Here is a 24,051-nt window from a genome sequence, read left to right as displayed (position 1 = left end):
TGTGTTTTTGGGTTTTCTGCCCGCCTTCAGCTCTCTCTTGGGGGGGGGGGGGGGGCGGCCCCCCCCCCCCCCCCCCCCGCGACCGGTCGCAGGAGGACATGCGGCACCTGGCGTCCGTGGTCGCGCTGATGCTGGTGAGCAAGCGCTCCCAGAGCGACTCCTATGCCCGGCTGGTGCGGACCCGGCCGATGAACGTCGCCGCCGAGATGCAGTGGAACCTGTTGCCGCCGCTCACCTTCGCCGGCGAGAAGGTGATCGTCGGTGCCGCGCTCGAACCGGCGTACGAGCTCGGTGGCGACGCCTTCGACTACGGGCTGGACGGCGAATCCGTCCAGCTGGCGGTCTTCGACGCGATGGGCCATGACGCGTCGGCCGGGCTGACCGCCAACCTCGCGGTGGCCGCCTGCCGCAACCAGCGCCGCCAGGGTGCCGGCCTCGTCCGGGTCAGCGAGGGGATCGAGGAGGTGCTGATCAAGGAGTTCGGTCAGGGCAACCGTTTCGCCACGGCCATTCTGGCCGACCTGAACATGCGCACCGGAGTGTTCGCCTGGGTCAACCGGGGTCATCACCCGCCGGTGGTGATCAGAGGGGGGCGGTGGGTCACCACCTTGAGATGCCCGCCCGCCCACCCGCTGGGCCTCGGACTCGAGCTGCCGGTGACCCTGTGCAGGGAGCAGCTGGAGCCAGGCGACCGTGTGCTCCTCTACACCGACGGCATGGTCGAGGCCCGCGACCGCGCGGGCAGGGAGTTCGGTCTGGCGCGCTTCGTCGACTTCATCATCCGGCACAACGCCGACGGCCTGCCCGTGCCGGAGACCCTGCGCCGCCTGGTCCGCAGCGTGCTGAAACACCACGACGGCAGGCTCCAGGACGATGCCACGGTCCTGCTGGTGGAGTGGTGCGGCGGAGCCGAGGGCAAGCTCAGCCTCTGAGCCCGGCGGGGCGCCGGATCAGAGCGCGGGGGAGTAGGGGCTCTCACCGTCCCGGATCGCGGTGAGCATCCGGGCCGTGTACGCCTGCACGGCCTTGTGCAGGCCGTGGCCGAAGCTCACCCGGGCCACCCCGAGGGAGGCCAGCTCGCCGAGCGACGGCGTACCCGGACGGAACAGGATGTTGATCGGCCCTTCGATCCGCTCGGCCAGTGCGCGGACGGCCTCGGCCTCGGCTGCGAAGATCGGGTAGACGCAGTCGGCACCCGCCTCCAGGTAGCGGCGGCCCCGCCGCACCGATTCGGCCAGCCGCTCCCCGGCGTCTCCCGTGCCGTTCATGTAGGTGTCGATCCGGGCGTTGATCACCAGGTCCACGCCGGCGTCGGCCGCGGCGGACCGGACGGCGCCCAGGAAGGCCGCCTGCTCGTCGACGTCGACCATGGCACCGGTGCGCGGATCGGAATCCTCCAGGTTGCAGCCGGAGGCCCCGGCGGCGGCGAGTCGCTCGACCAGTTCGGCGGGCTCCAGCCCGTAGCCGCGTTCCATGTCCGCGGTGACGGGCAGGCCGACCGAGCGGCTGATCCTGGCGATCGCGGCCAGCATCTCCTCGACGGGTGTCTCCTCACCGTCGTCGTAGCCGAGCACCGGGGCGACGGCGGCGCTGCCGGTGGCGATCACCGGGAATCCCTCGGCCTCGACGGCACGTGCCGACGCGGCGTCCCAGACGTTGGGCACCACCAGCGGGCGGCCCGGCACGTGCAGCGCCCGGAGCGCCGCGGCTTTCTCACCGGCCGTCGTCGAGGTGCTGCCGGTGGTCTCTCTGCTGGTCTGAGTGGTCATGGAAATGATCTTAGGGAGAAAGCGGACCGACCCCAAGGACCAATTCCGCACTAATCGGCTGAGCCACTTCGCGCCCCGGTCGTCACCAGGGCAGCGGAGAAGATGGAGACCTTCGGCCCCCTGGTCAGGGGGCCGAAGGTCTCCGTCCCTTCGAATCCGTCAGGCGCTCTTGCGGCGCTGGGCGCGTAGAATCGCCAGGCGCTCGTTGAGCACCTCCTCCAGGTCCTCGATCGTGCGGCGCTCCAGCAGCATGTCCCAGTGTGTACGCGGGGGCTTGGCCTTCTTGGCCTCCGGCACCTCGCCGTCCACCCGGAGGGCGGTCGCACCGCACATGCGGCACTCCCAGGTCGCCGGGATCTCGGCCTCAGCGGCAAGCGGAACGTCGAATCGATGGCCCTTCGGGCAGGTGTAGGACACCTCCTGGCGCGGGGCCAGATCGGTGTTGCGGTCGTTCTCGTAGCTGGTCGCCCCGAGCCGGGTACCGCGTAGCGCACGCTCGCCCATGTCTGAATGCCTCCTGAGGGCCCCGTCGTGAGGGGTTCGTCTCCCACGGCGTACAACGCTTGATACCGTGTGTGGATTCCCACAGACAGCGTGATCCAATCGCACGTTCTTGACCCGGTCTGTGAAGGAACCCTTTTCCGGGGCGTTCTCAGAGGCGTTCCGGCACCTGGTTTCCGGCCGCCCTGATGGCCTTGGGCAGGTCGATGAGGGCGAGCAGCACGAAACCGAGCACGAAGAAGATCACCAAAGAGACGATGCCCAGGCGGTAGCTGTCGGTCAGCTGGAGCGCCAGGCCGAGGGTGAACGACCCGAGGAACGTCGAGCCCTTGTCGCTGATCTCGTACAGGCTGTAGTACTCCGCCTCCTTGCCCCGCGGGATCACATGCGAGAACAGTGACCGCGACAGTGCCTGCGTCCCGCCCATCACGATCGCGATGGCGAATCCCAGCGCGAAGAAAGGCCCGGCCGACCCCTTGGGCAGGAAGTAGGCCACGGCCACCACGGCGACCCAGGCGATCAGCGCGACCATCACGACCCGCTTGGCCCCGTAGGAGGCGGCGAGCCGGCCGAGCAGCAGCGCCCCGAAGAAGGCCACGAACTGCACCATCAGGATCGCCGCGATCCGCACCTCCTGGCCAAGACCGAGCTCCTTGTCGGCATAGGTGGCCGAGAAGGAGATGACGGTCTGCACACCGTCGTTGTAGATGAGGTAGGCGACCAGGAAGCCCAGGGTCAGCGGGTAGCGCCGTAGCTCCCTGACGGTGCGGCCCAGCTGGCGGAAGCTGCCCGTCACGGCCTGAGCGGCCGTCTCGGTGCCGGGGGCGAGCGCCCGCCGGTTGCGCAGCCGCAGCAGCGGGATGACGGTGAACCCGCCCCACCACAGGCCCGCCGAGGCCAGGGCGATGCGCACCGCTTCGGCCTCGGTGACGCCGAAGGACTTGTGCTTGAGGAAGAGCACCAGGTGGAAGGCGAGCAGCAGGCCGCCGCCGAGGTAGCCGAAGCCCCACCCCTGGGCGGAGACCCGGTCGCGCTCGTCCGCCGTGGCGATCTCCGGCAGGAACGAGTTGTAGATCACGAACGCGGCGGCGAAGGCCACGTTGGCCACCAGGAACAGCGCGCCGCCCAGCAGGTAGCGTCCGTCGGCGACGAACCAGAAGCAGAGGGTGGCGCCGGCGCCGAGGTAGGCGAACAGCCCCATGAGCTCCTTCTTGCGGCCGGTGTGGTCGGCCAGGGCGCCCGCCACGGGCATCAGGATGATCTGCAGGATGGCCGCGGTGCCCACCACGAAGGAGTAGTAGGCGCTGGGCCGCACGTCGAACCCGAGCACGTCCACGTAGGGGCGGCCCTGGGCGGCGGTCTCCGCGATCGTCGTCAGGTAGGGGCCGAGGAAGACCGTCAGGACGGTGGTGGGGAAGGCGGAGTTCGCCCAGTCGTAGAAGTACCAGCCGCGCTGTTCGCGGCGGCGGGCCTGGGGGGTTTCCTCGACGACCTGTTCGGAGGTCATGGGGGTCCTCGGTTCGCTGGGGGGCGGGGGACAGGGGCGCTCGCGCGGTCGTGCGTTCAGGTCGCCACGAGAGGGCAGGCGCGTAGTGGCCGGGCCGGTGCTCTCGCGTGGTCCCGCCTGTCCCGGCGGTCGCGCGCCCGCACGCCACTCACCCCGCCCGGGCGGCTCACGTGACTCACGCGGTTCACACGGTTCATGCGGTTCACGCGGCGAGACGGCCGGGGTGCCACTGGCCACGGGCCTCCAGCACGTCGCGCAGCCCGGAGATGTTGTCGGTCATCAGGCCGTCCACGCCCGCGTCGAGCAGGCGTTCCATCACCCCGGTGTTGTTGACGGTCCACACGTGGACCTGCATGCCGAGCGCGTGCGCCGTGCGGACCAGGGCGGGCGTGGTGATCCGCAGGCCGCGGAAGCCCACCGGCACCTGCGCGCACGGCACCCCGGCGCGGGCCAGGCGGGCGAGCAGCCGGCCGTATCCGGAGGTGGTGGCGGCGGCGCGCAGGGCCGCCACGCCGCGTGGTCCGAGCGAGGAGCACACCTCGCGACCGATCGCGGCGCGGGCGCGGGCGAGTCGCTCCTCGGAGAAGGAGGTGAGGCAGATCCGGTTGTGGGAGGCGGTCCGCCTGACCGTCTCGGCGAGCGGCGCGATGGCCGCCGCCTCCTTGACGTCGATGTTGAAGCGCGCCTCGGGCCACGAGCCCAGCAGGTCCTCCATCAGCGGGATCTCGTCCACGCCGCCGATCCGCGCCTCGCGCACCAGCCGGTACGGCAGCGCGGCGATCCGTCCCCGGCGGTCGGTCACCCGGTCCAGCGTGTGGTCGTGGAAGGCCAGGAGCACTCCGTCGGAGGTGGCGTGCGCGTCGGTCTCCAGGTAGGTGTAACCGAGCTCGACGGCCCGCTCGAAGGCGGCGAAGGTGTTCTCCCTTCCCTCGGCCGCCCCGCCCCGGTGGGCGAAGGCGAGTGGGGCGGGATGGTCGAGGAAGGCATAACGACGCTGCACGTGCAGGAGTATGCCCCCTGTGAGCAGGGCTCGCCATCGCGGGCAGGTGAACATTTGGGTCACAAGACCACGGAACCGGACCGATCGGCGAGTCTTTGCCTCGGCTTGTTCATCGGCTTGTTCATCGCCATGGATGATGAAAAACACCTGGTCGTCCACGGCAGACCTCGCCGTTTCAGCTGGTTCTCGGTTCACGGGAGCACGACGTCGAGACCGAGGTCCACGAGAACGGAGGCCGCGCATGAGCACCGGGAGCATTCCGAAGCCCGTGGCGGGCATCAGCGGTTTCGTCGACGACCGCCTCGGCGCCGCCTCCTTTCTCAAGCGCAACATGCGGAAGCTCTTCCCCGACCACTGGACGTTCCTGCTCGGCGAGATACCGCTCTACTCGTTCGTCGTCCTGCTGCTGACCGGCGTGTTCCTGACGTTCTTCTTCAGGCCCACCATGGGCGAGGTCGTCTACGACGGCTCCTATGGCCCGCTGCGGGGCATCATGATGTCCGAGGCGTACGCCTCGACGTTGAACATCAGCTTCGACGTGCGCGGTGGCCTGCTGATGCGGCAGATGCACCACTGGGCCGCCCTGCTGTTCGTCGCCGGGATGATGGCGCACATGCTCCGGATCTTCTTCATGGGCGCCTACCGCAAGCCCAGGGAGCTGAACTGGGTGATCGGCGTGCTGCTGCTGATGCTGGCCCTGGCCGAGGGGCTGACCGGCTACTCCCTGGCCGACGACCTGCTCTCCGGTGTCGGCCTGCGGATCACCGCGGGCACGATGATCTCGTTTCCGGTGATCGGCACCTGGCTCACCTTCTTCCTCTTCGGCGGCCAGTATCCCGGCGAGGACATCATCTCCAGGTTCTACTCGATACACATCCTGCTCCTGCCGGGCGTCCTGCTGGCGCTGATCACCGCCCACCTGATGCTCACCTGGGTGCTGAAGCACACGCAACTGCCGGGCAAGGGCCGCACCAACGACAACGTGGTGGGCGGGCCGACGTACCCCTCCTTCATGGCCAAGTCGGGCGCCTTCTTCATGTTCACCTTCGGGGTCATCGCGCTGCTGGGCACCTTCGCCCAGATCAACCCGATCTGGCTGTACGGTCCCTACACCCCGGCCAACATCTCGGCGGGTTCGCAGCCCGACTTCTATCTGGCGTTCCTGGACGGCGCGCTCCGCCTGATGCCCTCCTGGGAGATCAACTTCCTGGGCTTCACGCTGCCGATGAGCGTGCTGATCCCGGCGCTGGTGCCGGCGGGCATCATCATGACGGGCCTGATGCTGTATCCGTTCATCGAGTCGTGGGTCACCGGGGACCGCCGCGAGCACAATGTGGTGGACCGCCCCCGGAACAACCCGCACCGCACCTCGATCGGCATGGCCGCGATCACGTTCTACGGGATCCTGTGGCTGATAGCCTCGAACGACGAGATCGCCGCGTTCTTCCACCTCTCGCTGAACATGCTGACCTACATCGGCCGCGTCATGATCTTCCTGGGGCCGGCCCTGGCCTACTACATCACCTACCGGATCTGCCTGGGCCTGCAGCGCCGCGACGCCGCGCAGATCGGCCACGGCGTGGAGACCGGCGTGATCAAGCGTCGGCCGCTGGGCGACTACATCGAGGTACACGTCCCGCCCAACGAGGGCATCGAGGCCCTCATCCGGGGCAAGAGGCCGATCCCGACCATCTCCGCGGCCGTCGAGGACGAGGAGGGGATCCCCGCGGCCAAAAAACACCGTCGGCTCGCCAGGCTTCGCGCCAGGATGAGCAGGGCCTACGGGGGCGAGAAGGTCCCGCTCGACGGTGCCCGGGGGCACGACGGACAGAGGCCGGACGGGCAGGGAGCCGGAGGGCGCACGGCCATCGGGTCGGGCACCGGCTCGGGCACCGGTTCGGGCACGGAGGAGAGCGGGCGCCCGAACCGATGACGGTCAGTCCTCCGGCAGCGCCTTGCCCGACCACTCCTGGCGGCGGACCTCCGCCACCGCGATCGCCGCCGCGACCGAGACGTTGAACGAGCCGACCCGGCCTACCTGCGGGATGTAGCAGACGCCGTCGACGGCCTCCAGCAGCGCGGGGGAGCATCCGTGGTCCTCGCTGCCCACCACCAGGCACACGTCGCCGTCCAGCTTGGCCTCGGACAGGGGCACCGCGTCGCCGGTCAACTCCACCGCGACCACGGTGAACCCGTCGTCCCTGGCCGCCCGTACCGCCTCCAGGACGGGCACCGGTTCCTCCCAGGCCACCAGGCGGTCGGTGCCCAGCGCGGTCTTCTGCGCCTTGGGGTTGGTCGGCGGGGTGGCGTTGCCCGCCAGCCAGATCCGCTCCACCCCGAAGGCGGCGGCCGTGCGGAAGATGGAACCGACGTTGAACGGGCCGGTCACCGACTCCAGGATCAGTGCGAGCCGTCCCTCGGTGTTTCTCCGCCAGGTGCGGTTGAGGCGCTTGACATCGGTCGGGCGCAGCTGCCTGCGCGGGTTCGCCGTCATCGGTCGTTCACCGTTCCTCGTCGTTCCTCGTTCGTCTCTCGGGCGGCTCGTGTCCCGCCCGCCGGGATGACCGTGCTCACCGCGCCGGGTCCGCCTGCGACCCGGCCTCCACCCGGAGGATCCGGTACGCCGAGCGGGAGGCCACCCGCTCGGTGGGCCAGCCCCGCTCGTTCAGCCAGCGCTGCAGGGAGTCCGAGCCCAGGTGCTTCTGGACCACCAGGTGGGCGACGCCGTCGGGGGTGAGACGTGACAGCCAGCGGGTCAGCATCTCGTGCATCGCGGCCTTGCCGATGCGGATCGCCGGATTGGACCAGATGGCGGAGAACCGCACCTGGGACGGAACCTCGTCGACGTGCATCGCCCTCACGTTGCCGAGGGAGGCGGACCGGGCGTTCCTGGCGCACAACTCCACGGACCTGCGGTTGACGTCCACCGCCCAGACCGTCGCCTCGGGGGCGCGCGAGGCCATCGTCAGCGCGATCGGCCCGTAACCGCAGCCCAGGTCGAGCAGGTCGCCGCCGGACGGCGGAGGAGGCACGCTCTCCAGCAGGATCCGGGTGCCCACATCGACGCGCTCGGCGGAGAAGACCCCGCTGTCGGTCTCCAGCTTCAGGTGAAGGTCGGGGAGCACGAGCGTGACCGAGCCGGGACGGCCGGCGGTCTCGGGACGCTCCTCGAAGTAATGTGCCACGTCGTAGAACGTTACCAATGGCGGGGACCCGCTCAGGGCAGCCGCGACCCCAGCAGCAGGGCCACCCCGGCGGTCACCAGCCCGGTCAGGACCGCCGCCACCACGAACCACTGGGTGACCTCCTGGTTGACCGTCCGGTAGCCCAGCGAGGTGCCGATCTGCTCGTACACCTCCCGCAGCTGGCTGCCGGACTCCGCCTCGTAGGCCCGGCCGCCGGTGCCGTCCGACAGGGTCTGCAGCGTGGTCTTGTTCACCGGCACGTTCACGTCGCGCCCGTCGATCGAGACGGTGCCTTCCTGGGTGCCGTAGGCGATCGTGGAGACCGGCACGCGCGAGCTCATCGCCGACTCGATCGCCTCCGCCACCGAGCGGCCGGAGGTGTTGTCGCCGTCGGACAGCAGCACGATCGCCGCGGGCGGGGGGTCGGTCACCGCCTGCTGGTCGAAGGAGCGCAACGAGTCCAGGGAGCTGAACACCGCCTCGCCGATCGCGGTGCCCGCACGGGTGCTCAGGTTGCCCAGGGAGGTGTTCACCGCCTGGTGGTCGGTGGTGGGGGAGACCACGACGGAGGCGGAGCGGGCGAAGGCGACCAGCCCGACGTTGAAGCGTTCCGGCAGGTCCGCGACGAACTTCTGGGCCGCCTCCTTGGCCGCGGCGATCCGGTTCGGCTGGACGTCGTCGGCCTCCATCGACAGCGAGACGTCCAGCGCGATGATGATCGTCGCGCGGTCGCGGGGGATCCGTACCGAATCGGCGGGACGGGCCGAGCCCACGATCAGCAGGCACATCATGACGAGGAACAGCAGCGGGGCGACGTGCCGCCGCCAGCCGGGCTCCGAGGGGGTCACCAGCGTCAGCAGCGGCAGGTTGGTGAAGCGCAGCGCGTAGCGGCGCCGGGCGAACTGGGCGGCCACGTAGCCCGCCACGAGCAGCGCCAGCGCGGCGAACAGCCACAGCCAGGCCGGAGAGAGGAAAGTCACCGTGTCGCTCCCGACCTCGGGTGCCTATGGGTCAGGTACGCCATGCGCCGCTGCCGCAGTACGAACTGGGCGATGTCGAAGACCCAGTCGCGGTCGGTGCGCAGCACCAGGTGGGCCACCCCGCAGCGGCGCAACGCCGTCTGGTTGGCCGCCCGCTGCGCGGCGGCGGCCTCCGCGTACGCCCGGCGGACCTTGGGCGTGAGCTGGATCTGGCGGCTTCGCCCCGACTCCGGGTCGGTCAGGTTGACCAGTCCGACCGCCGGCAGCTCCAGCTCGCGGGGGTCGATCACCTCGACGGCCATCACCTGGTGGTGAGCGGCCAGCCTGCGGATCGGCCGCTCCCAGGGCAGCTCCAGGGTGGGATCGAGTGTGGGTTCGGGGTCGAGGAAGTCGGAGACGATCACCCGCAGGCCGCGCCGTCGCCGTGCCGAGGCCATCACCTCGATCGCCTCGGCCAGGTCGGGGGCGTCGGTGACGGCACGACCTCTGGGAGCCTCCATCAGCGAGTGCAGCAGGCCGTACAGCGCCGGGCGGCCGCTCCTGGCGGGCATCCGGTGGACGTACTCGTCGTGCAGGACGTACGTGCCGAAGCGGTTTCCGATCCGGCCCGCCAGGAAGCCGATCGCCCCGATGGCGGCCACGACCAGGTCCCGCTTCTCCATGTCGGCGGTGCCGAAGTCCATGCTGGGCGACAGGTCGGCCAGCGCCCAGGTCTCCAGCTCCCGGTCGGCGACCAGGTCGCGCACGTGCGGGACCGTCGTGCGGGCGGTCACCGCCCAGTCCATCCGCCGGATGTCGTCCTCGCCGGGCACGTAGACCCGGCTGTCGCCGAACTCGCTGCCAGGACCGGGAAGAAGCCCCTGGTAGGCACCCTGTAGCAACCCGTCCAGGCGCCGTACGATGGTGAGCTCCAGCCGCCGCAGTGCCTGTTCGGCAGTGCTCAATGCGACGCTGCGCGTCGCGGTTCGGCCGCTGGGATCCGGCTCCTTCCCTCGTCGCGAGGGGTCACGAGCCATTTGCGACGCTGCGCGTCGCGGTTCGGCCGCTGGGATCCGGCTCCTTCCCTCGTCGCTCATCCGCTTCGCTCCTTCACTCCTCAGTCCAGTCCCCGGCGCGGCCTCACAGGCACTCCTCGGTCCAGTCCCCGGCGCGGCCTCACGGGAGTCCCTCAGTCCGGGCATGGGCACGTCCCCATGCCGCTTTCCGAGGTGGTCACCGGGGGCCCTGGTTCCAGACGACGAGGGGGGGCGGAACGGCGGCGAGGATCTGGCGGATCACGTCCTCGGGATCGATCCCGTCCGCCAGGGCGTCGAAGGTGAGCATCAGCCGGTGGGACATCACGTCCACCGCCACGTCGCGGATGTCGTCGGGGAGCAGGTAGTCGCGGCCCCGCAGCAGCGCCAGGCCACGTCCCGCCGCGACCAGGCCGAGGGTGGCCCGGGGGCTGACACCGATCTCGATGTTCTCCTCCAGCCCGGCCAGGCCGTAGTCGGCGGGGGAGCGGGTGGCCATCACGAGCCTGACCACGTAGTCGGCGACGAGCTGGTGCACCGAGACCTGATCGGCCATCGACTGCAGCGCGGCCAGCCGCGCGGGGTCGAGCACCGCCCTGGGCGTCGGCGGCGTGACGCTCATCCGGTGCAGGATCTCCAGTTCCTCGTGGGCGCTGGGATGGGCGACGCGGACCTTGAACAGGAAGCGGTCGCGCTGGACCTCGGGGAGGGGGTAGACGCCCTCGGACTCGATCGGGTTCTGGGTGGCCAGCACGATGAACGGCCTGGGCAGCGGATGGGTCTCCCCGGCCAGCGTTACCTGCCGCTCGGCCATGACCTCCAGCAGCGCCGACTGCACCTTGGCCGGGGCCCGGTTGATCTCGTCGGCGAGCAGGAAGTTGACGAAAACCGGGCCGAGCTCGACGTCGAAGACCTCGCGGGAGGGGTGGTACACCCGGGTGCCCACGATGTCACTGGGGACCAGGTCGGGGGTGAACTGGATACGGGCGAAGGCGCCGCCGACCACGGTGGCCAGCGTCGAGGCGGCCAGGGTCTTGGCCACGCCCGGCACACCCTCCAGCAGGCAGTGGCCACGGGCGAGGAGCGCCACGAGCAACCGCTCCACCATGTGCTCCTGCCCGACGATGACCCGCCGGACCTCGGTCAGGGCGTCGCGCAGCAGTCCGGTGTCGATCTCGCTCGGCAGTTCTTCTGCGACGGTCATGTCGATATTCCATCACGTCCGGCAAGGGAACCGCCGGGTCGACCCGGCGGTGAATCGCCTCCCTCGTCATGCTTCTCGTGTTCGAGACGGCCGGTGCCCGTCTCGGCCGAGGGAGGCGAGCAGCCGGCTTCTCGGGTGGGGGAGGTCCCCCGAGCCCGGTGGCGGCCCGCGCGGCGTGCCCGATCTCGTCACCCGTGCGGCATGGGGTGATCAGCCGGGTGTGCTTTCATGTCAGACGTGGCCACTCCGCTCCAGTATGGCGACCCGCCCCAGCTGGGACCCTTCGTCGTGCAGGCACGTCTGCGGGTGGGACCCGCCGGGCTGGTCTATCTCGGGCTCGCCCCCGACGGCAGGGCCGTCTCGGTCGCGGTGCTGACCAGGGGAGCCGCGCTCGACCCGGCGGCCCGCGACCGCTTCGTCACCGGTGTCCGTGACGCGGCGGCCAGCCGTTCCGGTGTCCGGGGCTGGATGGCCAGGGCGACCCGCGGGCGCACCGCGGTGGCCGACACGGTTCCGCAGGTGCTGGCCATGGACGGCGGGAGCGCCCCGTGGGTGGCCACGCCGTACGAGCCCGACAGGGCGGGAGCGGAGCGGTTCCTCGAACCGGTGCTGGTCAGCGGAACGCTGATCGGCGAGCAGCACGGCCCCGACTTCGCGCCGCACTGGGTGGGCGACCGCTCGCCCGCGCTGCCCGCGCCGCCCATGGACGCGCCGCCGCCGACCGAGACCCGCCGGGCCGTGATCGCCGCGGGGGTCGTGCTGACCCTGCTGCTCGTGCTGCTGGCCGTGACGGTCTGGCTCCTGCTGCGCAAGGAGGACGATTTCCGGCCGCCGCCGAGGCCGCTGCCGCCCACGGTGTTCGTGCCGACCCCGCCCCCGATCCCGGCGACGCCGGATCCCGGCCGGCCCACTCCTTCGCCGTCGCCGAGCCGGAGCGGGACCGGTACCCCCGGCCCCGAACAGGGCGACGAGAACGAGGGCGAGCCGATCTAGGAGGGGCGCCGTGAGGCCGCGCCGGGGACTGGACTGAGGAGCGAAGGAGCCGGGTAAGAGCGGCCTCACCGCGACGCGCCGGCGTCGCCATGGGCACAGGGCGCCATAGGCACGCCGAGCCGCTGTCCGGCCGTTTAAATTGCCATCCTTCTTTGTGAAGATTCTTCTCTTTGTCGCTATAAAACGCCCTCTGTCGGATAAAGGGGACCGTGTACCGATATGAAGTGGTACGCCGAACGTGACCGCGGCAGGGAAGGAATCGTCATCATGACGGATGTGTCGAGCGTGGGACCTCAGCCGGGCGATGACCGCCCGATTCTGACCAACCGGCAGGGGCACCAGGTCTACGACAACCAGAACCAGCGCACGGTCGGCGCGAGGGGTCCGGCCACGCTGGAGAACTACCAGTTCCTGGAGAAGATCAGCCACTTCGATCGCGAGCGCATCCCCGAGCGGGTGGTCCACGCCCGGGGGACGACTTCCTATGGTTACTTCGAGGCCTACGGCACGTTCGGTGACGAGCCGATCAGCCGCTACACCCGGGCGAAACTCTTCCAGGAGCCCGGAAAGCGGACCGACGTGGCCGTCCGGTTCTCCACGGTGATCGGTGGCAGGGACTCCTCCGAGGCCGCCCGCGACCCGCGTGGGTTCGCGGTGAAGTTCTACACCGAGGACGGCAACTGGGACCTCGTCGGCAACAACCTGGGGGTCTTCTTCATCAGGGACGCCATCAAGTTCCCCGATGTGATCCACTCGCTCAAGCCGGACCCGGTGACGTTCAGGCAGGAACCCGGCCGGATCTTCGACTTCATGTCACAGACGCCGGAGAGCATGCACATGCTCGTCAACCTGTTCAGCCCGCGCGGCATCCCGGCCGACTACCGGCACATGCAGGGATTCGGGGTCAACACCTACAAGTGGGAGAACCAGGAGGGCGACAGCCGTCTGGTGAAGTACCACTGGATCCCCAAGCAGGGCGTGCGCAGCATGACCGCCGAGGACGCCGCGGCCGTACAGGCACTGGACCTCGGACACGCCACCAGGGACCTGCACGAGGCGATCGAGCGGGGTGACTTCCCCGAGTGGGAGCTGCGGGTGCAGATGATGAGCGACGACGACCACCCCGAGCTGGACTTCGACCCGCTGGACGACACCAAGGTGTGGCCGGAGAACGAGTTCCCGCCCATGCCGGTCGGCAGGATGGTGCTGAACCGCAACGTGGCCAACAACTTCGCCGAGAACGAGCAGATCTCCTTCGGGACCGGCGTCCTGGTCGACGGCCTCGACTTCTCCGACGACAAGATGCTGGTGGGCCGTACGTTCTCCTACAGCGACACCCAGCGCCACCGGGTGGGGCCCAACTACCTGCAGCTCCCGGTCAACCAGGCCAAGCACGCCGAGGTGCGCACCAACCAGCGCGACGGGCAGATGACCTATTTTGTCGATGGCCAGGGCGAGAACCCGCACGTCAACTACGAGCCGTCCATCACCGGAGGGCTCAGGGAGGGGCAGTACCCCACCTACGACGAGCAGGGGCCGGTCATCTCCGGGAGGCTGACCCGCAAGCGCATTCCGCGTACCAACGACTACACCCAGGCAGGTCAGCGCTACATGCTCATGGAGCAGTGGGAGCGCGACGATCTCGTGCGGAACTTCGTCGACCTGCTCTCCCAGGCCTCGCGCCCCGTCCAGGAGCGGATGGTCTGGCACTTCCTGATGGTCGAGGACGATCTCGGGCTCAAGGTGGGAGAGGGGCTGGGCATCAGCCCCGGGGACGTCTCCCACCTGAAGCCGTTGGTCGGCCAGGACCTGACGGACGAGGACCGCGAGCGGCTGTCCAGGCTGGGCAAGAACGGGCCGCGCGACGTGACCGGCCTGAAGATGACGCACTGCGTGCCCGACGAGCGGGCACGGGTGGAGCGGTAGTAACCGGTCGCCGGGCCGGGGTGCGCGCCCCGGCCCGGCGGGAGCGGCGGTCGCCGGGCCCTGGAGCGCGCGGGGATGGTCAGGGCGTCGGGCACCGCCGGGGGCGGGCCCGCTGATCGGGATTTCCCTTAACGGAAGAGACTATCGGTCAAAATCACCCGATTTTTCCGCTTAAAAGGTATGAGTGCTACTACAGCGGGCACGCGATCCTCAACCTGAGCTGCCAGTATCTGAGCCGTTCTCACTCCCAATTGGATCGCCATGCCTGTTAAGAGCAACGTTATTCCGATCATCAGCTGGTCCCGCCGCTCCTCCTGCCTCAGCGAGGATCCCGAACTCTTCTTTCCGGTGTCCTACGAGGGGCCGGGTCGTGAACAGTACGAGCGCGCCAGAGCCGTGTGCCGCCGCTGCCCGGTGCGCGGGCGCTGCCTGGAGTACGCGTTGAACACCCAGCAGATGGACGGCGTGTGGGGAGGCACCACCCCCGACGAGCGCAGGGCCACCATGACCAGGGCGAGGCGCCAGGTCAGGTAGCGGTGCCCCGGAACCGGCCGGCCGTCCGGGCCTCGTCCTGCCCGTCCTGTTCGCCGGGCTCGCCCGCCTCTTCGACGAGCGCGCCGAACCTGGCGGCGTTGCGCTGGGCGTTGTCCCGGCAGCAGTTGTTGAAGAGCACGTGGGTGACCTCGGCCTGTGCGGCGAGCTCTCTGATCCTGACCGCCCAGTGCTCGAGTTCCGCCTCCGAGTACAGGTAGGCGAAGCGCTCGTCGATGTTCTTGCTGGTCCACCTGTCGGAGTGCCCGTGCAGCCGTACCACGGCGAGGCCGGAGGTCGCGGCCAGGACCGGCGGGATCGACGAAGGGTGCCCCTGGGGCATGTCGACCCCCACGTAGGCGAGATCGTGTTCGGCGAGGAAGGCCAGGGTGTCCTCGCGGTTCTCCTCGTCCATCCAGGTGTGGTTGCGGAACTCGACGCTGATCCGCATCGGCGCGCAGCGCCGGGCGCACTCCAGGATGTGGTGCCTGTTCTTCTCCCCGATCGGGAACCACGGCGGGAACTGGAAGAGCACCGCTCCCAGCCTGCCCGCCTCGTGCAGCGGTTCCAGCGCGCTGAGGAATCGCCGCCAGACCTCGTCGACGATCTCCGGCGGCACGTCTTTGAGGTAGAGGTTGCGCTCCGGCGGTGCGCCGAGTCTCTCCCGCAGGTCCCGGTAGAGGGCGGCGGGCCGGGTGGGGTGCCCGGTCAGCAGGGAGAACGCCTTGACGTCGAAGGTGAACCCCGGACGGGTGCGGTCTCGCCAGGCCTCCACGGTGCTTCGCGACGGCGGGTGGTAGTAGGTGGCGTCCACCTCGGCGATCGGAAACCTCGACGCGTAGTAGGCCAGTCGCTTCGTCGGGGTGGAGGCGTCGCCGGGATACCAGCCGGACTCCAGCAGCGATCGGTGCGTCCACGAGGCGGTGCCCACGAGGATCCTGCTCATGCCCGCGTCCCTCCTGATGATTCCGACGGTCCCTTCGCCGCGTGGGCTCTACGGCCTCGCGCCGACGCCGCCGGCCAACTCGCCCAGGCGTCCGGGCCCTCCGGTGCGCGGTGAGAGTGGCGGGGTGTCCATGCCTTCGGCGTCGCGCAGTCCCGAGAACAGCTCGTTCATCGCCTCCAGTGCCGTGTGCCGCGGCTGCCAGCCCAGCTCGGCACGGGCGCGGCCGGTATCCATGATCGGCATTCTGAGCACCAGGTCGACCAGGCCCGGTGAGGCGGGTACCAGCCTCAGGTGCCAGGCCGCGGCGGCCGCGCTCCTGAGCGTCCAGCCGGAGACGGGCACCAGCCGGGCGCCGAGCAGATCGGCCAGCACCGAGGGCTCGATCACCGGGCCGGCCGCGATGTTGAAGGCACCCGACACCGGACGGGTGACCGCCAGCCGGTAGGCCTCGCCGACGTCGGCGCTGTGCACCACCTGGAAACGGAGCCCGGGGGTGTCGGGCACGAGAGGGATCAGGCTCGGCCGCAGCAGCCGCTGCGGCACGAACGGGCCGCCGAACAGCCGCCGCTGCCCGACCGCCGCCTCCCGCTTGAAGGTGAACCCCGGCCGCAGCCGCACGACCCTGATCTGTGGATGGTCGCGTTCGAACGTGTCGAGCACCCGTTCGAGGTAGGCCTTCTCCCTGCCGTAGGCGGCGCCGGGCCAGCCGTGGGTCGGCCAGTCCTCGGTGACCGCCCGGTCCTTGCGCGCGGAGGAGTAGGCGCCGACCGAGGAGGCGTGCACGAGCGTGGAGACGCCCGAGCGCGCGGCGGCCTCGAAGACCCTGATGCCGCCGAGGACGTTGTTCCGCCAGGTGGTCACCGGGTCACGGGTGGGCTGGAACAGCCACGCCAGGTGGATGACCGCGTCGGCCCCCGCCAACTGCGGCGCCAGGTCGCCGGTGGTGATGTCCACGGCCCGCCAGGTGGTCTTGGGCGGCTGCCAGGCCGGCGGCCTGCGGGCCAGGCCCACGATGGATGTGATGTCGGGATCGGCGGCAAGGGCGGACACCACGCTGGTGCCCACGTTTCCGGTCGCGCCGACTATGGCTACTCGCATGTCTACCGGGTGCCCGGGGAGAGGCCGGTGAACCTTCTCCCGTCACGGCTTTGCCGTACGTGGTGGTTCGCCGGCCGCACATGACCGCCGTGCCGGTCAGCGGCGGGGTGATGGCCAGGGGTTGGGGCGGCAGCCGTACAGGGACTTGGTCTGCTGGAGCATCACCGGGGCCCGCCGGCCGGGGCCGGGGCAGGACACGTGGCCGTGGCCGAGGCCGTGCCCGACCTCGTGGCTGATGACGTACTCGCGGTAGGAGGCCACGTCACGGCCGTAGCCTCGTGCCCCGGTGTTCCAGCGGACCGCGTTGATGATCGCGCGCTCGCCGTTCCAGCAGGACAGCGTGCCGTTGGTCCGCATCGGCAGGCAACGCCGGTCGGCGGTCTCCGGGCTGCTCAGTGAGACCCTGAGCTTCACCGGGCCGCGCGCCACCCGTTTGAACCGGTACCCCCAGCCGCGCGGGTCGTTGAGGATCCGGTGCACCTCGGAGGCGAACTCCTCCACCTCGAACGGCAGGCCGCGCTCGACCTCCACCGCGTACCGGATGACCCTGCCCTTGCCCCTGGGAGGTCTGGCCTCGCCGGGGGCGACGGCGTAGCGGCCCTTGGCCGCCCGGGGCACCTTCATCCTCAGCGGCTGCTGCCGGCCGTTGGCCAGCAGGAGCGGCTCCTTGACCGGGCCTGAGGGGTCGGCCGTCCCCCGAGGCTGCGGCGGCGGGGTCGGTGTCACCGGTGTCACGGGTATCTGGGGCAGGGCGGCGTCCGGGGGTGGGGGAATGTCGGGAACGGCTTCGAGGTGACCGCTCAGCAGGGTGACCGCTCCGGCCGTGAAGGTGGCCACGACGCTGAACGCGAGAAGCCACATAACGGTCTTGGAGTCACGTCGACTTTCGTTCCTGGACATAGTCCGTAAACCCTATTGCCCCTCGGCGGTAACTGATCAAACCGGGGGAAAATCCACCAGATGGTGGCATCTCAGGGAGACCTGCGGTGGGTACGCCGACGGCGGCCGCGTGCGGCGGCCGCCGTCGGATCTGGGGTTCGCGGTCGCGGGCCGCCGCCGGTGCCGTGCTTCGACGGCGGCCCGGTGACGGCCCGGTGGCGGTCCGGTGTCCTAGGAGTGCGGGCAGGTGTCCTGGTACTCGGAGATGTTCCTGTCACCCCGGGGCGCGGGGCACAGGAACTGCTCGTAGCGGGTGTCGTTGTCGACGAACCGCTTCAGCCACGAGATGCTGTACTTGGCGATCGTCGTGTTGGAGCTGTTGGGCGCGAAGTGGCTGGCGCCGTCGAGTTCCAGGTAGGCCTTCTCCGAGGAGGCCGGGATGCTGTTGTAGAACGGCTTGGAGTGCAGGCTCACCGAGGCGATGCTGTCGTTCTCCGCGCCGACGATCAGCGTCGGGACCCGGATGCCCGACCAGTTCTTGGTCAGGTTCCACGCGGTCAGCGGGACGGCCGCCTGCAGTTGCGGCCGGCTGTTGGCGGCCTCCAGGGTGCCGCCGCCGCCCATCGAGTGGCCCATCACGCCGAGCCTGCCGGCGTCGACCCGGCTGGCCGCCGAACTGCTCTGCACCAGGTAGTCGAGCGCGGCCAGCAGTTGCCTGCCGCGGCTGGCGGGCTGGTCGGCGGTGGTGATGGTGTCGATGTTGAAGACCACGAAACCGTGGGAGGCCAGCCGCGAGGCGAGCCAGGCCATGCTCGACTTGCTCGCGGTGTAGCCCGGGGCGATGGCTATTCCGCCGAAGGTCCCCTCGCTGGTGGACGTCGGGTAGTAGATCGTCCCTCCGCCGAAGCCGGTCACCCTGAGCGAGGAGACGTTGGTCTCCGCGATCGCGAACGGCCCTCTGACCGCCTCGATGCTGGCGTTGGTCGGGTCGGGGCCGCGGTCGTACGGGCCTGCGGCGGCGGCCTGTGCGGCGGGGGCCGCGACGGCCTGCGCGGCGGGCGCGAGGCCCCCGCCGGTGCCGAGCAGAGCGAGTGCGAGGGTCAGCGTGGCGACAGTCGTCGCCCGGCGGGACCGCCTGGGCGCGCGGGCCTGGGGGGTGGTGCGGTACGGCTGCACGTTGCTGTACTCCGTTCCTGTGGGGGGAACCAGGGCGATACGGTGGTCGGCCGACAACCGTTCGTCGCGCGCCGGTCCGCCGCCGGAGGCGGCGACGGCACGGTCAGCGCCACCGGGTGACCCCTCGGGTTTCTGACAGTCGCCACTTTCTCGTTGTCAGGCCGGTAGTGCATCGGTGAAATCACCCGTACTGCACCGCACCCGTGAATCAGGACATCAGCCGCACCAGCTCCACCCGCGAGCGGATGTCGAGCTTGGTGAAGATGTTCCTGAGGTGGTGCTCGACGGTCCTCGGACTCAGGAAGAGCCGGGCCGCCACCTCCCGGTTGGTGGCGCCGTCCGCGACGATCCGCGCGATCTGGTACTGCTGCGCCGTGAGTTTCCCGGTGGCCCCGGGGTGGGACGACCTGACGGCCTCCCCGGCCCCGCGCAGCTCGGTGCGGGCCTGCTCGGCCCAGAGGCGCGCGCCGAACCGCTCGAACGTCTCCAGGGCGCTGTGCAGATGCTCCCTGGCCGCGCCGGGGCGCCGGTTCCTGCGCAGGGCACTGCCGAAGAGCAGCTGGGTGCGGGCCGTCTCGAACTCGGAGAAACCCTGGTGGTGCAGGTCGAGCGCCGCTCTGAAGTACTCCTCGGCGTCCCCGGGGGCGGCCAGGAGCGCGTGACAGCGCGTGGCGAGCGCGCGCCGGTCGGGGCTGCGGGTGCTGCCCACCCAGCCGTCCAGCACCCGCAGGGCCCTCTCGGCCGCCTGCCGGTCGCCGGTGCGGGCGGCGGCCTCGACGAAGTGGGGCGTCGATATGACCCGCACCACGAGGTGGCCGCCTGTCCCGCCCGATCCGGACGCGGCCCGCAGCCGCTTGGCCGCGTCGGCGTGGCGTCCCGCCGCGAGGTCGAGGTGGGCCAGCGCCCAGTTGCCGAGTGCCCCCGCCACGCCCAGGCCGTGGGCGCCCGCCAGCTCGATGGCGCTCGCCGCCCTGATCGCGCACGTCTCCTCGTCGCCCTCGACGGCCGCGGTGAGCGCGAGCCATCCCAGGTGCTGGCCCGCGCTGTTGGGCCTGCCGCGTTCCTGGGCGATCCGGAGTCCCTCGACGGCGCTGGCGGCGATGGAGGCGTAGCGGCCCATCCAGATCTCGGCCTGGATCATGAACTCCAGAACCTGGGGCACCGTGGAGACCGCCCCGAGCGCGCGCGCCGTCTCCACCGCCCGGCCGAACAGCCGCTGCGCCTGCGCGTCGTCACCCAGCAGCAGGCCGGCCACGCCCGCCCACACCAGCACCGACGGGGTACGCACCGAGGGCGCGAGCTCCAGCACCCGGCGGAGCGGATCGGCCGCCTCCCGGTGACGGCCGCCGAAGGTCGCCGCCGTACCGGCCAGATACTCGAACATCAGCTGGGTGGCCGCCGGGTCGTCCGGGCGGCGCAGCGCGGCGGCCCGCCGCGCTATGTCCAGGTAGCGGACGTTGTCGCCGGCCAGATAGCTCGCCTCGCCCGCGCGGATGAACACCCGGACGGCCTGTCCCCGGTCCCTGTCCAGCAGCGACTCGGCCGCCGACATCAGGTCGTCCCCGGCGCTGCCGGTCTTCCCGCTGCGCAGCTCCAGGTTGCCGCGGATCAGCTCGGCCTGGCTCCGTACCTCCTCGGAGATGGTCAGCGAGTGCAGGCGGGCCAGCAGTGACCGGGTGCGCCTGGGCAGCCCGGCACGCCACGCGCGGTTGGCGGCGGCGGCCAGGCGCGCGGCCTTGAGGTCGCCGTGCGCGGTCAGTTCGGCCGCCCGCTCGAAGGCGAGGAAGGAGGCCGGATGGCCTCCCTGGAGGTCCGCCGCCGCGGCGGCCGCGGCCAGTTCGTCGGCCAGCGACTCGTCGGGGCCGTCCATCGCCTCGGCCCGATGCCAGGCGCGCCGCAGCCGCTGGTGGTCGTGGCGCAGCACGCCGGCGAGCAGGCGGTGCGCCGTACGGCGCCCGGCAAGAGAGGAGCCGGCGTAGACCACGGCCCGCATCGCGGGCTCACGGAAGTCGTAGCGGTCGCCGGCGGCGTCGGCGACGCGGACGATCACGCCCGCCCTCTCCGCCGGTTCGAGCACGGTCAGCGCGCAGCGCGGCTTCGCGGCCTCGAGCAGGGTGACCGTCTCCAGGTCGGGGTCGGCCGCGAGCAGCAGGAGCATGTCCGCGGTGTCGCCGGGCAGCCGCGCCAACCGGTCGGCGTACGCGCGCCAGAGCCGCCCGCCCCTCGGCAGCGTCTCGGGCGGCGCGGCGGCGCCGGAGAGCTGCTCGGGACTGAGCGACCGGGCGAGCTCTCCGAGCGCGAGCGGGTTGCCGCAGGCGATCTCCAGCAGCGACGCCCGCACGTCATCGGCCAGTTCCGGCAGCAGGTCGTCCGCCAGTCGCCCGGCCGCCTCCCTGTCCAGGGCGTCCAGCTCGAAGGCCGGTATGTCGTCGGGGACCGCGGTGCCGTCGTCGGCACCGAACAGTAGCACCACCGCCTCCCCGGTCAGCCGCCTGGCCGCGAAGAAGAGCGCCTCGCGGCTGGGCGCGTCGAGATGGTGAACGTCGTCGACGCAGGCCAGCACCGGGCCGTCGAGGGCCACCAGGAGACTGAGCACCGCGGCGGGAAGCGCCAGCCCGCCGTCCACCGCGCCCAGTTCCAGTGCTCGCGCCAGCGCCACGGCCTGTGCCGGGGGCAACGCGGGCAGCCGGTCGGCGACCGGCCGGAGCAGTCCGTGCAGCCCGGCGCAGGGCAGGTGCGACTCCGCCTCGGTGCCGCGCGCCCTGAGCACGGCGAAGTCGCCCGACTCGCCCGCGCGCTCAGCCGCGACATCGAGCATCGCGGTCTTTCCCGTTCCCCGCGCCCCCCGCAGGATCAGGGCGCCTCCCGATCCGGCGCGCGCGGCGTCGAGAAGTCGCAGCAGTGCGTCCTGCTCCGCGTCACGGCCGTGCAGTGCCGGTGACCGGATGACGGGGGAGGGAGAGGGGGAGGGCATGTCCCAGTGTTACGCGCGTATGTCGCGCCTGGAAAGGGCCGGGGCGGGGCCTCCGCCGGCCCGCACCGGTGCCCCGGCGCCTTCCGGGGGGAACACCGGTGATTTCACCGATGCGCGCCGGGGAGACGGGCCGGAGGGAGGGGGTCTCCGGCCCGTCTCAGGGGGGCTCACCAACCCGGGAGGATCATCTTTCTGGCCTGCCCGGGGTCGTCCGCGCCCAGGGCGAGCCGGGCGTTGTCGCGGCACTGCGCCAGGGAGTGCGCGGCGAGGCTCTCCCGCACCGCGGGCACGCTGGGCGCCGACATCGACAGACTGGTGACGCCCAACCCGACCAGGACCGTCGCCAGGAGCGGGTCCGCCGCCGCCTCACCGCACACGCCGACGGGCTTGCCCACCGCCTGCCCGGCCGCGGCGCAGTCGGCGATCAGCTGGAGCAGCGCCGCCTGCCAGGGGTCGAGCAGGTCGGCGAGATCTCCGTGCTGCCGGTCGGAGGCGAAGGTGTACTGGCTCAGGTCGTTGGTGCCGATGCTCAGGAAGTCGAGCTCCTTCAGCAGGCGTTCGGCGCGCAGCGCGGCGGCGGGGACCTCCACCATCGCCCCGACGCGGGCGATTCCCCGGGCGCGGGCCCGCCCGGCGAAGTCGGCCGCCTCGCCCACCGTCGTCACCATGGGCGCCATCACCCACGGCTCGGCCCCGCTCTGGCGCGCGGCCTCGGCGATGGCGTCGAGCTGGGTGTCGAGCACCTCGGGCCTGACCCGGGACACCCGCAGCCCCCGCACGCCCAGCGCCGGGTTGGTCTCTTCGGCCAGCCCGAGGAACGGCAGCGGCTTGTCGGTGCCCGCGTCAAGGGTGCGGACCACGACGTGCCCGCCGGGTGCGGCGCGGAAGACCGCGGCGTAGGCGGCCACCTGCTCCTCGTAGCCCGGCTCCTCACGCCGGTCCAGGAAGAGGAACTCCGTACGGAACAGTCCCACTCCCTCGGCGTCCACCCCCTGCGGTGCGAGGTCGGCCGCGGAGCCGATGTTGAGCAGCAGCTTGACCGGGTGGTCGTCGGAGGTCCGGCCGGGGCCCCGGCTCGTGCTCGTCCGGCGGCGTTCGGCCTCCGCCAGGCGTTGGATCTCGGCGGCGGCCTCCTCGCCGATGCCGACCTCCACCTCGCCCCGCAGACCGTCGACGGACACCCACGTCCCCTCGCCGACCTCGCTCACCTCCCGGCAGGCGACCACGGCGGGCAGGCCGCGGGCGCGGGCCAGGATGGCGGTGTGGCTGGTCGGGCCACCCCGTGAGGTGACGAGGGCGAGAACGCTGTCGGGGTCCAGGTTCACCGTGTCGGCGGGGGAGAGATCCTCGGCGACCAGGACGAAGGGATGACCGGGGGAGGGCACCCCGGGGACGGGTAGGCCGAGCACCGCCGCGACGGCCCGGTTACGGACGTCGTCGAGGTCGGCGGCTCGCTCGGCGATGTAACCGCCCGCCGCCAGCAGTGCGCGCCGATGGTGGGCGCATGCCTCGTCGATGGCGTGCACGGCGTCCTTGCCCGACCTGACGCCGGCCTCCACGGACTCGTGCAGACCGGGGTCATCGGCGATGAAGGACTGCGCCTCCAGGATCGCCCGCGCGTCGGCGTCGGGCGCCTTCTCGGCCCGCTCCGCCAGTTCGGCGGCGGTGGCTCGCAGCGCGTCCAGCGCCCGGCCGAGTTCGGCGTCGGCGTCGGCGACCGGCGCGGAGGCCGGCAGCTCCGGCGGGGCCGCCATCCGGCAGATTCGCCCGGCGGCCCGCCCCGGGCTCACGCCCAGGCCCTTGAGCGTCTCAGCCATGCGGTGTCTCTTCGGCGTCGAGGTCGCGGGCGAGCAGGTCGGCGAGGGAGTCGAGTGCCTCGTCGGCTCCCGGTCCCTCCGCGTCCAGGGTGACCTCCGTGCCGTGCGTCGCACCCAGCGCCAGCACGGCGAGCATGCTGTTGGCGGGTACGGGTTTGCCTTCCCCGACACGGATGCGGACGGGCATCCCCTGCTTGGCCGCGGCCTGCACGAAGATCTTCGCAGGCCGGGCGTGCAGGCCCGTGCTTGAGGCGATGACCACTGTCCTCTCCGGCATCTCCGGTTCTCCTTCTGCGTGTTCTGCGAGTGGTGTGAGCTTGCGCCGGTCCTCCCGCCGGATCCGGCGGGAGGCGGGCGGGGCACCCCGATGTGGATCGGGGTGCCCTCCGGCGGCTCCCCGGTATGGCCTTTCGCTCCTGCCCGGCCCGAAGGCCCGAAGCTCCGAGGGCCGGGGCGGTCAGGGTTCGATGGTGACCTTGATGGCCTCGCCCCTGCTGACGATGTCGATCCCCTCCAGAACCTCCGCGAGCGGCAACCGGTGCGTGATCAGAT

21 protein-coding genes are annotated in these 24,051 nt (G+C 71.0%); 5 read left to right on the top strand and 16 right to left on the bottom strand.

Features of this window, described 5'->3' with window-relative positions; all coding sequences use genetic code 11:
- Positions 1–98: 98 nt before the first annotated feature.
- Positions 99–932, top strand: coding sequence for a PP2C family protein-serine/threonine phosphatase (locus tag AB0J58_RS39710; RefSeq protein ID WP_364225710.1), 834 nt, complete (start codon positions 99–101; stop codon positions 930–932).
- A gap of 18 nt (positions 933–950) precedes the next feature.
- Here AB0J58_RS39710 and AB0J58_RS39705 read toward each other — a convergent pair whose 3' ends face one another.
- The 4 genes from AB0J58_RS39705 to AB0J58_RS39690 form a co-directional block, all read right to left on the bottom strand.
- Positions 951–1,769, bottom strand: coding sequence for an isocitrate lyase/phosphoenolpyruvate mutase family protein (locus AB0J58_RS39705; RefSeq protein WP_364225707.1), 819 nt, complete (start codon positions 1,767–1,769; stop codon positions 951–953).
- A gap of 159 nt (positions 1,770–1,928) precedes the next feature.
- Complete coding sequence (locus AB0J58_RS39700; RefSeq protein ID WP_030904469.1) at positions 1,929–2,273, bottom strand: RNA polymerase-binding protein RbpA; 345 nt, start codon at positions 2,271–2,273, stop codon at positions 1,929–1,931.
- A gap of 148 nt (positions 2,274–2,421) precedes the next feature.
- The gene (locus AB0J58_RS39695; protein WP_364225715.1) at positions 2,422–3,837 is read right to left on the bottom strand and encodes an MFS transporter; all 1,416 of its coding nucleotides are present in this window, start codon (positions 3,835–3,837) and stop codon (positions 2,422–2,424) included.
- Between the two features lie 142 nt (positions 3,838–3,979).
- Positions 3,980–4,777, bottom strand: coding sequence for a glycerophosphodiester phosphodiesterase (locus tag AB0J58_RS39690; protein WP_343974132.1), 798 nt, complete (start codon positions 4,775–4,777; stop codon positions 3,980–3,982).
- Positions 4,778–5,018: 241 nt separating this feature from the next.
- On the opposite strand from AB0J58_RS39690, the gene AB0J58_RS39685 reads away from it, so the two are divergent.
- Positions 5,019–6,710, top strand: coding sequence for a ubiquinol-cytochrome c reductase cytochrome b subunit (locus AB0J58_RS39685; protein ID WP_364225705.1), 1,692 nt, complete (start codon positions 5,019–5,021; stop codon positions 6,708–6,710).
- A gap of 3 nt (positions 6,711–6,713) precedes the next feature.
- On the opposite strand, the gene AB0J58_RS39680 is transcribed toward AB0J58_RS39685, so the two are convergent.
- From AB0J58_RS39680 to AB0J58_RS39660, 5 genes are all read right to left on the bottom strand, one after another.
- Positions 6,714–7,271 (bottom strand): TrmH family RNA methyltransferase, encoded by a 558-nt coding sequence (locus AB0J58_RS39680; protein ID WP_350919391.1) that lies wholly within the window; start codon positions 7,269–7,271, stop codon positions 6,714–6,716.
- 76 nt (positions 7,272–7,347) lie between these two features.
- Positions 7,348–7,962, bottom strand: a complete 615-nt coding sequence (locus tag AB0J58_RS39675; protein ID WP_364225702.1) for a methyltransferase — start codon at positions 7,960–7,962, stop codon at positions 7,348–7,350.
- Positions 7,963–7,994: 32 nt separating this feature from the next.
- Positions 7,995–8,942 carry a VWA domain-containing protein gene (locus AB0J58_RS39670; RefSeq protein WP_364225699.1) on the bottom strand — a complete coding sequence of 316 codons (948 nt, stop codon included), beginning with the start codon at positions 8,940–8,942 and terminating at the stop codon, positions 7,995–7,997.
- Positions 8,939–9,886 carry a DUF58 domain-containing protein gene (locus tag AB0J58_RS39665; RefSeq protein WP_364225697.1) on the bottom strand — a complete coding sequence of 316 codons (948 nt, stop codon included), beginning with the start codon at positions 9,884–9,886 and terminating at the stop codon, positions 8,939–8,941. Before AB0J58_RS39665 ends, AB0J58_RS39670 begins: the two co-directional genes overlap by 4 nt.
- A gap of 268 nt (positions 9,887–10,154) precedes the next feature.
- Complete coding sequence (locus tag AB0J58_RS39660; protein ID WP_030904452.1) at positions 10,155–11,159, bottom strand: MoxR family ATPase; 1,005 nt, start codon at positions 11,157–11,159, stop codon at positions 10,155–10,157.
- A gap of 228 nt (positions 11,160–11,387) precedes the next feature.
- On the opposite strand from AB0J58_RS39660, the gene AB0J58_RS39655 reads away from it, so the two are divergent.
- From AB0J58_RS39655 to AB0J58_RS39645, 3 genes are all read left to right on the top strand, one after another.
- Positions 11,388–12,152 (top strand): hypothetical protein, encoded by a 765-nt coding sequence (locus AB0J58_RS39655; RefSeq protein ID WP_364225694.1) that lies wholly within the window; start codon positions 11,388–11,390, stop codon positions 12,150–12,152.
- 267 nt (positions 12,153–12,419) lie between these two features.
- Positions 12,420–14,078: a catalase gene (locus AB0J58_RS39650; RefSeq protein WP_364225691.1), complete on the top strand. Its 1,659-nt coding sequence runs from the start codon at positions 12,420–12,422 to the stop codon at positions 14,076–14,078.
- A gap of 261 nt (positions 14,079–14,339) precedes the next feature.
- A complete protein-coding gene (locus AB0J58_RS39645; protein ID WP_343974157.1) occupies positions 14,340–14,612 on the top strand; it encodes a WhiB family transcriptional regulator in 273 nt (90 codons plus the stop codon).
- On the opposite strand, the gene AB0J58_RS39640 is transcribed toward AB0J58_RS39645, so the two are convergent.
- The 7 genes from AB0J58_RS39640 to AB0J58_RS39610 form a co-directional block, all read right to left on the bottom strand.
- Positions 14,605–15,555, bottom strand: coding sequence for a DUF72 domain-containing protein (locus AB0J58_RS39640; RefSeq protein ID WP_364225689.1), 951 nt, complete (start codon positions 15,553–15,555; stop codon positions 14,605–14,607). The two genes, AB0J58_RS39645 and AB0J58_RS39640, sit on opposite strands and share 8 nt — an antisense overlap.
- A 48-nt stretch (positions 15,556–15,603) precedes the next feature.
- Positions 15,604–16,653, bottom strand: coding sequence for an NAD-dependent epimerase/dehydratase family protein (locus tag AB0J58_RS39635; RefSeq protein WP_364225686.1), 1,050 nt, complete (start codon positions 16,651–16,653; stop codon positions 15,604–15,606).
- Between the two features lie 96 nt (positions 16,654–16,749).
- On the bottom strand, positions 16,750–17,553 hold the full coding sequence (locus AB0J58_RS39630; RefSeq protein WP_343974166.1) for a DUF3152 domain-containing protein: 804 nt from the start codon (positions 17,551–17,553) through the stop codon (positions 16,750–16,752).
- Positions 17,554–17,763: 210 nt separating this feature from the next.
- Positions 17,764–18,618, bottom strand: coding sequence for an alpha/beta hydrolase (locus AB0J58_RS39625; protein WP_364225713.1), 855 nt, complete (start codon positions 18,616–18,618; stop codon positions 17,764–17,766).
- A 298-nt stretch (positions 18,619–18,916) separates the two neighbouring features.
- The gene (locus AB0J58_RS39620; RefSeq protein WP_364225683.1) at positions 18,917–21,682 is read right to left on the bottom strand and encodes an AAA family ATPase; all 2,766 of its coding nucleotides are present in this window, start codon (positions 21,680–21,682) and stop codon (positions 18,917–18,919) included.
- A gap of 167 nt (positions 21,683–21,849) precedes the next feature.
- Positions 21,850–23,499 (bottom strand): phosphoenolpyruvate--protein phosphotransferase, encoded by a 1,650-nt coding sequence (ptsP, locus tag AB0J58_RS39615; RefSeq protein WP_364225680.1) that lies wholly within the window; start codon positions 23,497–23,499, stop codon positions 21,850–21,852.
- Positions 23,492–23,776 (bottom strand): HPr family phosphocarrier protein, encoded by a 285-nt coding sequence (locus tag AB0J58_RS39610; protein ID WP_030904431.1) that lies wholly within the window; start codon positions 23,774–23,776, stop codon positions 23,492–23,494. Before AB0J58_RS39610 ends, ptsP begins: the two co-directional genes overlap by 8 nt.
- Positions 23,777–24,051: the final 275 nt, after the last annotated feature.

Source organism: Streptosporangium sp. NPDC049644 (assembly GCF_040675205.1).
GTDB lineage: Bacteria > Actinomycetota > Actinomycetes > Streptosporangiales > Streptosporangiaceae > Streptosporangium > Streptosporangium fukuiense.
Note: the sequence above shows the minus strand (reverse complement) of the source record. Positions and strands in the feature narration are given on the sequence as shown.

Bases quoted from the DNA above. Each gene is read 5' to 3' on its own strand.
- AB0J58_RS39655 (WP_364225694.1), top strand. From the start codon at position 11,388: ATGTCAGACGTGGCCACTCCGCTCCAGTATGGCGACCCGCCCCAGCTG.
- AB0J58_RS39660 (WP_030904452.1), bottom strand. From the start codon at position 11,159: ATGACCGTCGCAGAAGAACTGCCGAGCGAGATCGACACCGGACTGCTG.
- AB0J58_RS39635 (WP_364225686.1), bottom strand. From the start codon at position 16,653: ATGCGAGTAGCCATAGTCGGCGCGACCGGAAACGTGGGCACCAGCGTG.
- AB0J58_RS39685 (WP_364225705.1), top strand. From the start codon at position 5,019: ATGAGCACCGGGAGCATTCCGAAGCCCGTGGCGGGCATCAGCGGTTTC.
- AB0J58_RS39620 (WP_364225683.1), bottom strand. From the start codon at position 21,682: ATGCCCTCCCCCTCTCCCTCCCCCGTCATCCGGTCACCGGCACTGCAC.
- AB0J58_RS39705 (WP_364225707.1), bottom strand. From the start codon at position 1,769: ATGACCACTCAGACCAGCAGAGAGACCACCGGCAGCACCTCGACGACG.
- AB0J58_RS39700 (WP_030904469.1), bottom strand. From the start codon at position 2,273: ATGGGCGAGCGTGCGCTACGCGGTACCCGGCTCGGGGCGACCAGCTAC.
- AB0J58_RS39680 (WP_350919391.1), bottom strand. From the start codon at position 7,271: ATGACGGCGAACCCGCGCAGGCAGCTGCGCCCGACCGATGTCAAGCGC.
- AB0J58_RS39645 (WP_343974157.1), top strand. From the start codon at position 14,340: ATGCCTGTTAAGAGCAACGTTATTCCGATCATCAGCTGGTCCCGCCGC.
- AB0J58_RS39710 (WP_364225710.1), top strand. From the start codon at position 99: ATGCGGCACCTGGCGTCCGTGGTCGCGCTGATGCTGGTGAGCAAGCGC.
- ptsP (WP_364225680.1), bottom strand. From the start codon at position 23,499: ATGGCTGAGACGCTCAAGGGCCTGGGCGTGAGCCCGGGGCGGGCCGCC.
- AB0J58_RS39640 (WP_364225689.1), bottom strand. From the start codon at position 15,555: ATGAGCAGGATCCTCGTGGGCACCGCCTCGTGGACGCACCGATCGCTG.
- AB0J58_RS39610 (WP_030904431.1), bottom strand. From the start codon at position 23,776: ATGCCGGAGAGGACAGTGGTCATCGCCTCAAGCACGGGCCTGCACGCC.
- AB0J58_RS39650 (WP_364225691.1), top strand. From the start codon at position 12,420: ATGACGGATGTGTCGAGCGTGGGACCTCAGCCGGGCGATGACCGCCCG.
- AB0J58_RS39630 (WP_343974166.1), bottom strand. From the start codon at position 17,553: ATGTCCAGGAACGAAAGTCGACGTGACTCCAAGACCGTTATGTGGCTT.